General features: G+C 38.1%; 9 protein-coding genes and 1 pseudogene. 6 read left to right on the top strand and 4 right to left on the bottom strand.

What is annotated here, in order from left to right; all coding sequences use genetic code 11:
• Positions 1-323: 323 nt before the first annotated feature.
• The 4 genes from ACRD64_RS03165 to ACRD64_RS03150 form a co-directional block, all read right to left on the bottom strand.
• On the bottom strand, positions 324-1919 hold the full coding sequence (locus tag ACRD64_RS03165) for a sulfatase family protein (protein WP_430931711.1): 1596 nt from the start codon (positions 1917-1919) through the stop codon (positions 324-326).
• Between the two features lie 116 nt (positions 1920-2035).
• Positions 2036-4231: a T9SS type A sorting domain-containing protein gene (locus tag ACRD64_RS03160; protein ID WP_430931710.1), complete on the bottom strand. Its 2196-nt coding sequence runs from the start codon at positions 4229-4231 to the stop codon at positions 2036-2038.
• Between the two features lie 143 nt (positions 4232-4374).
• A complete protein-coding gene (locus tag ACRD64_RS03155; protein WP_430931709.1) occupies positions 4375-5856 on the bottom strand; it encodes an alpha-L-fucosidase in 1482 nt (493 codons plus the stop codon).
• 56 nt (positions 5857-5912) lie between these two features.
• Positions 5913-7097: a uroporphyrinogen decarboxylase family protein gene (locus ACRD64_RS03150; protein WP_430931708.1), complete on the bottom strand. Its 1185-nt coding sequence runs from the start codon at positions 7095-7097 to the stop codon at positions 5913-5915.
• Positions 7098-7246: 149 nt separating this feature from the next.
• On the opposite strand from ACRD64_RS03150, the gene ACRD64_RS03145 reads away from it, so the two are divergent.
• The 6 genes and pseudogenes from ACRD64_RS03145 to ACRD64_RS03120 all read left to right on the top strand — a co-directional run bounded on the left by ACRD64_RS03145 (position 7247) and on the right by ACRD64_RS03120 (position 14598).
• Positions 7247-8107, top strand: a complete 861-nt coding sequence (locus tag ACRD64_RS03145) for a helix-turn-helix domain-containing protein (RefSeq protein ID WP_430931707.1) — start codon at positions 7247-7249, stop codon at positions 8105-8107.
• A 208-nt stretch (positions 8108-8315) separates the two neighbouring features.
• Positions 8316-9826: pseudogene (locus ACRD64_RS03140) on the top strand (IS1634 family transposase).
• Between the two features lies 1 nt (position 9827).
• Positions 9828-10889, top strand: coding sequence for a transposase (locus ACRD64_RS03135; protein WP_430931706.1), 1062 nt, complete (start codon positions 9828-9830; stop codon positions 10887-10889).
• Between the two features lie 157 nt (positions 10890-11046).
• Positions 11047-12720, top strand: coding sequence for an N-acetylmuramic acid 6-phosphate etherase (locus tag ACRD64_RS03130; RefSeq protein ID WP_430931705.1), 1674 nt, complete (start codon positions 11047-11049; stop codon positions 12718-12720).
• 255 nt (positions 12721-12975) lie between these two features.
• A complete protein-coding gene (locus tag ACRD64_RS03125; RefSeq protein ID WP_430931704.1) occupies positions 12976-13449 on the top strand; it encodes a hypothetical protein in 474 nt (157 codons plus the stop codon).
• 579 nt (positions 13450-14028) lie between these two features.
• On the top strand, positions 14029-14598 hold the full coding sequence (locus ACRD64_RS03120) for a DUF502 domain-containing protein (protein WP_430931703.1): 570 nt from the start codon (positions 14029-14031) through the stop codon (positions 14596-14598).
• Positions 14599-14630: the final 32 nt, after the last annotated feature.

Genomic DNA, 14630 nt, shown 5'->3' with positions numbered 1-14630 from the left:
AGAACCATCTTTATTTTGTTCTAGTCGCAAGGCTTTTACTTGTTTTATACAGTCAAAAAGGTCCGCAGACTGCACCCTTCGCTTACCCACTATTTTCTTTATTTTGAGACAGAAAGAACTCCCTGCGGTCAAACAGCTTTCTGTCTTTCCAAAATTAAAGAAAAGTGGGTTATAAGCTACATTGCTGATGTCGGTAGCTTGACTTGAAACTTTGCATAAGATAAATGCGTCTCCCCTGATTTAAATGGAAGCCAGTATACAAAAATGAAAAAACACTTCGTTTGAAAACTCAACCATTGACTTAAATTCGAGTCAAGACTCTATTAATCCCAATATTTTTCAACAATCGCTTGTATCTCCGGATAGTTCTCGTCCGTTTCGTTATACTCTTCACGTTGCCTTTTTAGTTCGGCTTTTAGCTCTGTGATTATTTCTTTGTAAGCAGGGTCATCGTAACGATTATTCATTTCCTGCGGATCGTTTTTCAGGTCGTAAAATTCCCAGCTGTGAGGTGTTTCACGCTCTATACCAAAATACTGTTTACCCCAATAGTGCTTGCTAAATTCCGATTCAGGCAAATAGTGCTTACCATAATAAAATACCAGCTTATAATCTTTGGAGCGAACCCCAAAATGAGCAGGAACATAATGATGAATGATGTGCATCCAATAGCGGTAATAGGTTGCAGTACGCCAATCTTGTTCTTCTTTTCCTTTAAGGGTATTGATAAAGCTTTTTCCTTGCATATACTCAGGAGCTTCTCCCCCTGCCAGTTCAATCATAGTTGGTGCAAAGTCCGTATTGTTAATCAACAAATCCGTTACCTGACCTTCTTCAATCATTTTTGGATAGTGCATAATAAATGGCATACGCATCGACTCTTCGTACATCCAACGTTTATCCTGCAGATCGTGTTCGCCCAACATCATACCCTGGTCACTGGTATATACAATAACTGTATTTTCCCAAAGTCCTTCTTTTTTCAGAAAATCAAAAAGTCGACCTAAGTTATCATCGATCCCTTTTACGCAACGTAAATATCTTTTCAAGTAAAGTTGATAGGCTAAATGAGCGGAATTATTAATTCCTTCCAAAGAATCTTCGAAAAAAAATAAATTATAATCGCGGTACATGTGCCTATCGGAAATGGAAGTGCCGATATAGTTTATTAAAGAGTCATTTTTTCCTCTTGTCCCTTCAGAACCCCAATTGGGCTGGTAGTACAAACTTGCCGGCTCAGGAATTTCTGTGTTTTCCAAAAAAACATCATAACGTGGCGCATTCTCAAAAAAGTCGTGAGGTGCCTTGTAATGATGCATCAAAAAGAAAGGCTTTGACTTATCAACATTCTTTAGGTAATCAATGGATAAGTCGGTGATAACATCACTGGAATGACCTTCGGACTTAACCTTGTTTTTGGGCCAGGTTCCTTTTCCCTTTTCATTAAATGCGGGGTTAAAATACTTACCCTGCCCGGGTAATACTTTGTAATAATCAAATGCCGAAGGTTCTTCGTGCAAGTGCCATTTTCCTATAACGGCAGTACTATACCCTAGTTTTTTCAACTCTTGTGGTAAATACTGCTTTTTAGGATCAAGGTGAATATCTAAATCCAATACTCCATTGGTTTGCGGGTACTGTCCTGTGATGATCGAAGCACGGCTAGGGGTGCAAATTGAGTTGTTACAGAAAGCATTCTCAAAACGTATTCCTTCTGCTGCCAGTTTATCTAAATTGGGGGTTAAGTTTAAATTCGATAATCGTCCACCATACGAGCCAATGGCATGTGCAGCATGGTCATCGGACATGATATAGATGATATTGGGTTGTTTCTTTTTTGAAAACAAACTAGTGCATACCAATAACATTGCAAGTAATACACAGGCTCTTTGAGCTACGCAAATATGTAACCGATTCATTATGTAGGTTTTTATTGTTTGTTAAAATTTCTGGAAATACAAAATAAACTCTAATGCAATTAATATGAAATAGGAATAATTGTAATAATGATGGATTAAATTGTAAGGATATTTTGCTATTTTTTCACAATCTTTTTTGTGTAAACATTGTCTTCCGTTGAAAGCCGAATGATATAAGTTCCATTTACATAAGTTGACATGTCGATTTCAAACGTACTCGAATTAATGCCAATGGTGTTCCGCAAAAACAGACTTCCAGTAATATCAACTACTTCAACACTTTTAATTAACTCTCGAGATTGGTTAAATTTTATGTAAACTATTCCAGACGAAGGATTGGGGCAGATACTAAAATCTTCCTTTATAAAATCGTTTTCTCCTATTGAAATATCAACACTAGCCTTATGAATCATAATGTTTGAAATTGTATCGCTCACCATTTCAAACTCCTCACTTTCTGAAATGTAGGTTATAATTGCTTTATATTGGTCATCGGTACTTAGTGTCGATTCCACATCCATTTTACGACTAATGATTCTATTACCATACCGTTCTTTTCTGTATTCAGATGCGACAATATTATCATCCTTATCTAATAAAAGAATAGATAAGTCCCCATCAGTCTTAGTGGCATAAGAAAACTCAATACCGATAGTTTCATCGTCTGTGAATACGCTATCCACTTCAAGAATCTCTATTGTAGCTTCCCAAGGGTCTTCAACATTAAAAAATAAGTTGCCGAGGTTAACAGCCTGGGGATCTTGCCAATTCATCCCATTTCTAAACATATATACCCTAAAATAATAGTCCGTCCCATATTCCAGAGGCGAAGACAAGTTTATGTTAAACTTCATAGTGCCTTTACCAGCTTGCACTATTTGACTATCCCATGAAAGTCCATCGCCGTTAGGTTTATGTACTTCAACCACTAACTTACATACCGTATCTGCTTCGTAGGCTACATCAAGGTTAATTGAAGATGCCGGTTCAAGAGAGGTAGGAAAGCTTTCTTTATAAAGAATTTTAGTCAAAGGCTTCTCTGTAAACGAGATTTGTACAGAATTGGTAAAAACCACCGTTCCTTCATCTTCGATACTATATTTAAGCGTATAATTATCGCTTGCATCAGTGATGGATGCGGTACTAAATTTAAGAGACAGGGAACGAACACCTTGATTAACACTTATAGTAGTATCATCTATTACTTCATTGGTCGGCGATAACAACTGAGCTGTAACAAATTGGTTTTTACAAGCAGAATAAATCAAGGTAGCGTTAATATTCTCACCCAGATAAGCGTTCTGATTGGCTTCATAGACTTCAATGTTATCTTTATCTTCATTAAAGTCATCGGGATTAACATCAACTAACTTCCATGTTCTAACCCAATCGTATTTTACCGCTCTTTGGTCACGTGTGCGGAAATCATCCTCCCACATCCACTCTTCGGGTTTTGGGTTTCCGGCATTATTTTCTTCTTTACCAGCAGTGATATAGGTTTCCATGGATAAAATCAATGCCATGGGTATTTTAAAATCCCTCGCAGGGGTAACAGTGCTAAAAAGTCTGTCATTATTATAAAAATGTGCAGTTGTAGCGTTTTCCCACCACATACCCACGGTAAAGAAGGCATGAGGGTCTTCTAGTGTGTAATGGTCGGCACCTCTGGAATCCCACGCATCCCATCCTTCATAAGGAACGCAATTACCATCGTTGTCGATATATTTTAGATCTTTTGTATGACTATTTACATGTTGTACATAATTAAAAAAACCACCCCTGTCATCTTTTTCTCCTGCTCCCGGACCAGTATAACCCATGTTTTCGATTAAATCCAGTTCCGTTGAGTATTTATCGAGACATTCGGTAGCTGTAATCTGTCGCGAATTCATAAACACTCCGGATCCCATTGGGAAATCGGAAGGACGGATACATACTTCGAAATAACCATAGGTTTGAAGGTTTTTGGTATCCAATGCTCCTCCTGCAAAAGTAAACGTACGATCCAATTTATCGCTGTGCCATACTTCATCTTCATAATACCAGATTGGGTTCATTGTCAAGAAGTAATTGCTATCGTTATCAGGGTCTTGCTCGGCTCTAATAGCTTTGGGGTCAAATGCGGCAGTTCTGCCCCACGACCTGTCTTTGGTGTACACATTAAACACATCGGGGTTTGCTCCCTGCGGACCGAATTCATCGCTCATAAGCGGATTCAAAATCCATACTTTACCGGCAGGTGGGTCTGGGGGACCTGCATGTAGCGAGATGGATACCACATAAAACATAAGAGCTTGCAGAATCTTTTTCATAACATTTTACTTTTCAACAGGAAGTAAATTTCAGAATTAAAAATATTAGACAAAGGCGGTTTTTTTAGATGTGTACAGGGAGTTATATGCTTTGAGTACAGGTTATTTAATAACTCCCTTTTAACTAAGGCTATTTGTTCCTCTTAATTCACCCTAAACACAAAAGCATGCTCACAAGGCTTATTTTCGGGTAATTGAATCTCTAAAGCATTTTCCATTTGTTTAAAAACTATTTTAGATTCACTACCTATTAGTTTTATACTTTTAACCTTGCCATTATAATTGCTGGAACCTAATGACTTTATTGGAAGTACTCCTGACTCCGGCCATCCCAAGGCAATGGCGTATAACCGTCCTTCACGGGTTGTAAAGCGGATGTCCTCATCACCAAAACCATCAAATTTCATATCTGCTAAATGCCCTGTTTTTGTTTCGGTAGGGCCTTCTCCATAGATTAACCAAGGACGACTTTCGTAGATAGCTTCACCGTTAAGTTTTAACCATTTTCCTATTTCCCTAAGCCGTTGCTTTTGATCCTCAGGAATGGTGCCATTGGGGTGTGGTGCCAAGTTTAATAGTAAGTTACCGTTTTTACTCACAATATCTACCAGGTCGTCAATCAGATTGTTTGTAGGATAACATTCCAGTTCTGTTGTCCATATCCATAATTTTTGAGAAATCGAATTGTCGGTTAACCAGGGCTCAGGATATATTTTAGGCATCCTGTTGCGCTCCAGATCAACCGTTCCTGTTCCTAATGGAAAATCAGGACGCTTGAAAGTTAGTACAAACTCCTGATCATTTTTTTCGGCATGATTATAGGCATACGCCATCATTTCCTGACGTGTTTTTTCCGAAAGAATCTGAACACGATTGTCGAACCACAATAAGTCGGGTGAATAGCCATCAACTACCTCCTTACATTTCTCCAACCAAACCCGCTCAAACTCTGCACTTGGCATTGGATTTACTTTGTAGTAACCCTTTGTGTCTTTAGTCCTCCATGCGGTTTCAGGTACTTTTTCGCCATATAGTGATGCATTGGCAGGATCGGCACAATCGGTATTTTCGTCCCAGGTTGGGTACCACCCCCATAACCACGAGTGGTGTAGGCTTACCACATATTTTAAACCGCGCTTACGAATAGCCTTTCCCAACTCAGCAACAATATCACGCTTAGGTCCCATATCAACTGAATTCCACGGATTAACTTTAGAATCCCACATCGCAAAACCGTCGGCATGTTCTCCACAAGGTCCTGCAAAACGTGCCCCCGACTCTACAAATAAGTCAGCCCATTCATCGGCATTAAATTTTGGTGCTGTAAACAGGGGAACCAAATCCTTATAACCGAACTTGTTCACTGCTCCGTACGTCTCGGTATGAGATTTATAGTTGGGATGATTTTTATAATACATATTGTGCCCGTACCAATCTGAAGGGCATTCGGGAACGGAATAGACACCCCAGTGCGTATAGATACCAAATTTGGCATCCCGGAACCATTCAGGGCATTCGTATTGTTGCAGGGATTCCCAGGTTGGTTTATACATTTTTTGTGCATTGGCCAAAGTTGTGCTTATGCAGACGATTATTATGCAGGTTGTTTTTAATAGCTTGCTCATTTGTTTGTATTTAACTGATTTGCATTATTAAGCGGGATGTATTTGTTGATTTTCAATTATGATTTAATTGGATAATTACCGTTCTCTCTTACTAATTTCATGATATAATCATAGGTGAGACCTGACACTTCGCTGGATACGGAATGGTCGGACTGGAAAATAAATCCTCCTCCTTTAGCTGCTTCAAGTTTTCTTAGAATCTCTTCTTTTATGCGTGTTTCATCTCCCGATTCCCAATTCATCACGTTGTTATTGCCGCAAAAACCAATGTCATGACCGTATCGCTCCCTTAATTGATTCACATCCATATTTGCTTTCACTTCCAGAGGATTATAAAAGTCAATGCCTATTTCGATATAGTCTTTAAAAATGGAGTTCACATTTCCGCAACCATGGTAAATTACCATTAATCCTTTTTCGTGACAATAATCTACCATTTTTTTTACCCATGGTTTAAAATGTTCACGCCAATATTCCGGGTCGAAGAACATTCCGTTTTTATAGGCCACATCTCCCCAAATAACCATTCCATCAAGTAGCCCATTGGCTGCCTCAACCTGGGCTTTGCAAATATCCAAATAAAACTGTCCTACTTTTTCAACGGCTTCAGGAAAACGATCGTAATGCATCATAGTCCATAACATGGCATTTTCCTGGCCTATTAAACGGGTAAGGCATTCGTTAATCTCCCCTACTCCCCCAAACACGGCAAAATCGGAATAAAAGGATTTTACCCGCTCAAAGTATGCAGGTGTATTCCTGTGGAATGTATCTCCAACTCCATTTATATGATCATCCCCGGCTTCAAAATACCGACGTTTATCGTATGGATCATCAAACTCAAATTCAAGTAATTTATCGATGGTATCCACATTCCATTTCATCATTTCGGGCATAGGAAAATCATGACGCTTTCGCATCACTACCTCATATCCTGTTTCAACATGCACCTCCTGTTCATCTTCATAAATAACATCGAACTTTTTAATATGAGGATCCATATTGGGGTTCACCACTATCCAGTCTAAATTGTAATGGTAATAAGGATTAGCATCTTCGGGCAATCCAAGTTCCCTTTTCCACCTATCTATAAAACTGTTCCAAAAAAACTCCCCAATAGGAATCCTATCTGGTTCTTGATGGTTGGCTGCCTGTTGCAATCGCTTTACTTTTTTTAAAGCATTATCGCTACGTTTTGTGTTATCCGATTTTCCTGTATAATTGAACATTATATTCTGCATTAAATTTAATGTTAAATTTAGAAAGTGAAGTAATAAAAGTGTTTTACAAACCAAACAAGTTATTGTCCATTTGGAACATCGCAATTTTGAAACCTCGCTAATATCTGCATTTTATGTTATTTTTGTCTTCTATAAACAAAACATACAACATGAACCCCTCTGAGCTTTTGAAAAACATATCTTTTAACCTTTCATCTGTAGGTAGTTGCAAGGTGGGGACTGAATGGAATTACAGAAATATCATTAGTTCATTTAGCAGATTATATTTAGTAACAGATGGAGAAGCAAGCATCTACATAGGTGAAGAAAGAATTCACTTGAAGAAAGGACACCTTTACTTAATACCGAGTTTTACACACTGCAGTTATGTGTGCGAAAATGAATTGTCTCATTACTATGCTACATTTACCATTCAGCTTCGGAATAATTTAAGCATTTACCAATTGTTTAACTTTAATTATGAGATTGAAGCCTCAGTGGAGCATTCTGATTATTTCAAAAGACTTTATGAGACAAATCCCAACATGGAACTGCCTGCAAAAGACCCCAGGATATACCAACGCCTCAGCAGCAAATCCTGGAATCATCCGATATATGATGCAGATCGAAGTTTAACATCATCGGGATTACTATACCTGTTGTTATCAAAATTTGTAGGTTACCCTAAAATCGACCTTGAAAAAGGAGATGCCAGTGATATTTTGTTGTCTTTAAAATATATTCATTCCAATTTAGAAACCGAACTTACAGTTACTAGGTTGGCTGAATTGTCCTGTTTATCTACTGGTCATTACACCCGAAAATTCAAACAATTAATGCAACTAACACCATTAGATTACATTAACAAACAACGTATAGAAAAAGCCCAGCTACTATTAAATACCACTTCACAATCGTGTATTGAAATAGCTGAAGCGTGTGGATATAAAAGCAATGCATACTTCTGTAAGGTTTTCAAAAAACATATTGGCAAATCGCCGGGAGAGTACCGTATTAATCAGGTTTTATGAGACTTACAGACATATTCCCACAGTAGTTTGTTATGAACATTAAACTGAAAGAAGCATGGTGATTAATAAAAAAAGGTTTCCTCTGCTTTAGAAGAAACCTTTACTTGGTACTCGAGGCGGAACTTGACTTCCGCACTTTTTCGGGGCACCCTCTGTATCCCTTGTTACTGAGTTTCTTTTTTAACTTGGGTGACCCAAATATATTTCAATGTTCATTCGTAAAAAACGCAATAGCTCTGGAAGCGTTTCTGTACAGGTGATACAGAAGGTTAAGGGTCGGAACAGTCTTATAAAAACAATAGGATGCGCCACAACGCAACAGAAAATTAAAAAGTTGGTTGAGGTTGGATATCAAGAAATTGAAAGAATAACTGGTCAAAGCAACCTTTTCTTATCTGATAAGGATAGCCTCGCTGAAGAAACCCTACTCAATATCGGTAACTCAGACATTAGGACTATTGGTCCAGAATTAATATTTGGAAAGATTTATAATCATATCGGTTTCCAATAAATTGAAGAAGAATTATTCAGGCACCTTGTAATTTCAAGGTTGGCTTTTCCCTTAAGTAAGTTGAAAACAGTTGAGTATGTTTACCGTTACCAAGGCGTTCGTTTAAGCAATGATAAGGTTTACCGTTTTTTGGACAAGCTAAACAACAAGCAGAAGGGACTGATTGAACAGATAGCCTTCTCGCACACCTTAAAAATATTGAACGGCAATGTGTCAGTTGTTTTTTATGATATGACCACACTGTACTTCGAAGCAAGCGATGAAGACGATTTAAGAAAAACAGGTTTTAGCAAGGACGGGAAACATCAGAAACCTCAAATCTTTTTAGAATTGCTCGTTGGGTTGGGTGGTTATGCAATAAGTTACGACATTTTTGAAGGAAATATTTATGAAGGTCATACACTCATCCCTTTTTTAGAAAAGATAAGCGCTAAGTTTAATTTGTCAAAACCCATAATTGTAGCTGACTCAGGTTTACTCTCAAAAGATAACATTATTGCTCTAGAAAAAGAAAATTACGAGTACATCTTAGGTGCCAGGTTAAAGAGTTGAAACAGCAGATATTAAGGCTTTCTCTTGAGGATGGAGAAGTGTTTTGTATTGACAAACCAAGTGGGCAAAGGCTTATTGTTTCCTACTCTAAAAAAAGAGCATCTAAAGATGCATATAACCGAAAGCGGGGGTTGACAAGACTGGAGAAGAAAGTAAAATCCGGGAAACTGACAAAATCAAGTATTAACAACAGAGGGTACAATAAATACCTTACCATGTCTGGCGATGTTACCATTGCAATTAATTATGAAAAGTTTGAAAACGATGCCAAATGGGATGGGCTAAAAGGATACCTAACAAATACTAAACTTAAAGAAGAAGAGGTTATAAACAACTATGCCAACCTGAGGCACATAGAAAGGGCTTTCAGAATGTCAAAGACAGACCTTCGCATACGCCCGATATACCATAGGTTAAGAAGTCGAATAGAGGCTCAAATTTGTATTTCATTTACAGCATACGCTATTTACCAGGAGCTTGAAAGAGTTTTAAGACTTGAAGATACTGACTTGTCAATAAGGAAAGCTGCAGACTTAACTCACAATATGTACCAGATAACATACACGCTACCTGACTCCAAACTTAATAAATCTTGCCTATTGAAAATGACCCCGGATCAAGTAAAACTATACAATATTGTATTAAAATATTGTTAGGGTGACCCAATGCGAAAGTCAAGAAAGATACCGACAACAATTTGAAAAACCATTCGATTTCTTAACATTCAACAAAGAACTTGTTTTGTCGCATGGAAGTGGTCGGTATGTAATAGCATTTGATCCTTCTTATATCAGCAAGTCAGGGAAGAAAACACCTGGACTTGGTTACTTTTGGTCAGGATGTGCCAATCAATCTAAATGGGGTTTGGAAACTGGAGGATTGGCAGCAATAGATGTGGATAATCATACCGCTTTTCACTTGGAAGCCATTCAGACAATACCAAGCAAGGATCAGTCATTGGCAGATTGGTACGCTGGAGTCATTAATGAACGTAAAGATGTACTAAAAACAATCTCACCGTACCTAGTTGCAGATGCCTGGTTTTCCAAGAAAATATTTGTTGATCAGGTTTTGGAATGCGGCATGCATATGGTAGGCCGACTCAGGGACGATGCCGACCTTTGGTACCTATACCAGGGAGAGCCAACAGGAAAACGGGGAAGGCCCAAAAAATATGTAGGTAAAGTTTACCATCATAATATCGACATGGATTATTTTGCTTTGTGCCATAAAGATAAAGATTCATCAATATATAGCGGCGCGGTATATTCCAAATCGCTTAAAAGGAACATTCGGTTGGTACATGTTGTATATACCGGTAAAAATGGAAAACAAATTTACAAACTCTATTTTTCAACCGATACAAAACAAGAACCATTGGAGATCGTGAAATATTACAGGAGCCGTTTTCAAATCGAATTTCTATATCTGGATGCAAAACAGCACACTGGTTTAAATGACTGCCAGGCCAGAAATGAAAATAAACTCGATTTTCACTTTAATGCCTCACTGACTTCAGTTAATCTCGCAAAAGTTACAGGGTGGTTAAACGTGCCAAAAGAACAACGAAAAGCGTTTTCTATGAATGATATTAAAACCATAAACCACAATATATTACAGCTGAATCTATTTTTTGACAAGTTCGGGTTAAATCCGTACTCACCAAAAAAAATGAAAAGGGCTAACGAGCTCATATTTTACGGCACTATTGCCTCTTAATTTTTTAACTAACTATTGTGTATAAAACAACCCAAAAACTGCGTCATATTTTAGTACCTTTCCAATTATTTTACAAGATCATCTTTGGGGTTTTGCTCGTCCAAAATGATAAGAACAACGACAAAGCACTTATAATTCAAATCACACTTTAGAAGTCATGATACTAATTGCAGACAGCGGATCGACGAAAACAGAATGGAGGGGAATTTACAACGGCAGTTCACAAACCTGCATCACTAAGGGAATCAACCCATTCCACCAAACCTCTGAAGAGATATTTAGGAGCTTAAAGGACGATTTCACCATAGATCAGACTACAATTAAAGAAATCTATTTTTATGGTGCTGGATGTGCGAACGAAGATAAGATTAACATCGTTAGAAAAGCACTTAGAGACTTTTTTAACATAAACAACATAACTGTAGAAAGCGATCTGACGGGAGCAGCCCGATCTCTTTGTGGCAGTAAGCCAGGAATAGCATGCATACTCGGAACCGGATCCAACTCTTGTCTGTATGATGGCAGAAACATAAAAGACAACGTTTCTCCATTAGGCTACATCATTGGCGACGAGGGAAGCGGAGCCGTTATGGGTAAAAAACTCATAGGTGACATATTGAAGAACCAACTTCCGGAACAGGTCATAAGGCTATTTTTCCGGGAACACAATACCAACAGGGCACAAATACTGGACAACATATACAAGAAGCCATTGGCAAACCGGTACTTGGCCCAGTTCACCAAGTTTTTATCCAAACACATCGAAATTGAGGAAATCTACAATTTAGTGACCAACGCATTCGATGAATTCATCAAACGCAATTTACTTCAGTATAACAACGTTTTACACCTTGAAATAAATTTTACCGGTAGCATTGCCTATCATTTTCAAGAACAACTGATAAAAGCATTAAACAAAAATCATTTAACCTTGGGTGCAGTTACCCAGTCGCCCATGGATGGTCTGGAACAATATCACTCAAAAACTAAAAATTGCCTCGTGGCAAAAGCAAACAAAACTAAACCGAGCGTTACTGAATCCTCTTCCAAATTCGACAATCTTGAGATTATGTCGGTGGAAAAGTTAATTACATCCATTAATCATGAGGACGCCTATGTACATGTTGCCGTTGCAAAGGCATTACCCCAGGTCAAAGAACTTGTGGAAAGAATTGTTGACCGCATGCAAAAAGGCGGTAGGGTTTTTTATTTAGGTGCCGGCACTAGCGGAAGATTAGGGGTACTGGATGCCTCCGAACTTCCGCCTACATTTGGCGTGCCAGACAACATGGTAATTGGTTTGATTGCAGGAGGTGATGCCGCTTTGCGCAAAGCCGTTGAAGCTGCCGAGGATGATCCCGACAAAGCCTGGAAAGAACTTTTAGCTTTTGATATTAACGAAATGGACACAGTAATAGGAATTGCAGCATCAGGTTCCACCCCATATGTTGTTGGGGGTATCAGACAAGCCCGCTATAATGGGTTATTAACTGGCTGCATCACGTGCAACCCGAACAGCAAAGTGGCCCAAGTAACAGAATACCCCATTGAGGCCATTGTGGGGCCCGAGTTTGTTACCGGGAGCACACGCCTTAAAGCAGGCACTGCACAAAAAATGATTTTGAATATGATGACCACGACCATTATGATTAAACTGGGAAGAGTTAAAGGCAACCAGATGGTCAACATGCAGCTGACCAGCGAGAAACTAGTCGACAGGGGATCAAGGATGATTATGGAAGAAACAAAACTAGCGTACGAAGATGCCAAAAGACTCCTTTTATTGCACGGATCGGTAAAGAAAGCTATTGAAGCATATCGCAATATATAAATACCCATATTTGGAAACAAAGAGCATACAGGTTACATATAGATCTCAAGGATATCTACGACCATGAACCAAAAAAAAATGTCCGTAGAAAAACATTTTATTTATGTGACTTTTTTTTTATACACAGGTCTAAATTATAAAGAGAGAAACAAACTATTGTTTAACTTTTTCAATTAGCTAATTGAAATTGATTTCCTCTCCTGAGGAACCTTTCGTTATTTATGGTAATAGATGACCCCAAAAAAATCAACGATTATGAGTAAATCAGAAATTGAAGCGCATATTCTTAAGGCGGAAGCCCATAAGGTTGCTATTAAACATCTGGAGGAAAACCTTGCACAAGTTAATCAGTTTATTGCTAATATACGTGATGACGAGGACGGTGTCAAACAAGGTGAAATAGAGCCCGAAACACTGTCGCACAACACTGAAGATCAGGACATGACATTGGCCATGCAACAAAAAGCGAATTTAATAAAAGCACAGATCAAACTTATTAACGGGTACAAAAACGCTAAACCAACCGCAATTGTGGATCCTGGTTCACTGGTATTTGTACAAGATCATGTTTTTTATATTTCGACCAGCGTTGAAAGTTTTAACCACAAGGGTTATAAAATCACATGCCTTTCTGTGGAAGCACCTATCTATAAAGCCATGAAAGGTCTTACAACAGGAGATACTTTTGAATACAACGGCAGAAGTTACACGATAAAAAAAATAGCCTAAATTATTATACACCGCTTTAATAGGTTCGTTATATACTTTGTAATTCGCGCAGATAGGGCTTAGCAGCCTGTATTTAGCTATATAATGAAAGACGTTTGTAGGTGCCCGGCACTAAAGCGTAACCCTAAATAGTTTTTTGTAAAAATTAGGATACTCGTTTATGAACTATTTTATTAGTTCCGGAAACGATTATCACACTGATGTGATTCTTTCCTTCCAATTTTTCGTTGCACCTTTAACAACTGAGTTCAGTTGCTCGGATGAAGCATAAGTTTAGCGAGAATTGGCCTTATTTTCGGAACCACTACGAATAAATTTTATTGAGTTTGCAGTTTAATCCAATATAATTATTCTTGCGGGAAACATGGGAGGTCACTTTATTTTATCATGTAAACTCTATATGCCATCTGACTTTGCTTTACCTTAAAGTGGAATTAAGACTATCCCTAAGCCAATATTGAAATATCCCTGATTGCTGTTTGGACCTAGGAATGTTAAATGAATTACATACATTTGGTAGATCAAATGCCTAAAAAGACATGAGAACAGACTTTTACGAAATTTCTAAACTTGACAGCCATGAAAGCACTAATAAATTATTTTCTTCAAGGCCTCCTTTTCATAGCCCCGATAGGAATTACCGTTTATATAGTTTATGTAATATTCAAACTTGTTGATGACATCTTACAGCAATGGCTGAAGGAGTCTCTTGACATAAACATCCCGGGCCTGGGAGTGGTAATTATTGTTGCACTGCTTGTATTCATTGGTTTTGTGGGACAGACCTTTATCGGCCGGCCCTTTAAGTACTTGTTTGGAAAGCTAATAAAAAAGGCGCCATTGGTCAAAGTAATATATTCAGCTTTCAACGATTTATTTTCAGCCTTTGTAGGGAAAGAAAAAAAATTCAATAAACCTGTATTGGTAAAAGTGAATATGCTTTCAGATCTTGAAAAGCTTGGGTTTCTTACAGAAGAAGATTTATCGTTAATTGATGAAAAAGATAAAGTGGCTGTATATTTTCCTCACTCCTATAACTTTTCGGGAGAGATGTTTATTGTTCCCAAGGCTCAGGTAAGGCCCATTGATATTTCACCGGCTGAAGTAATGAAATTTATTGTTTCGGCAGGGGTTGCCGGATGGAACTGAAAGATGTAGTAAAACATAAGGTGTCCGGAAAC

Origin of the sequence: Saccharicrinis sp. 156 (genome assembly GCF_050589685.1) — a bacterium.
Lineage (GTDB): Bacteria > Bacteroidota > Bacteroidia > Bacteroidales > Marinilabiliaceae > Saccharicrinis.
The sequence above is the reverse complement of the archived record's forward strand: the minus strand, read 5'-3'. Positions and strand labels throughout refer to the sequence as shown.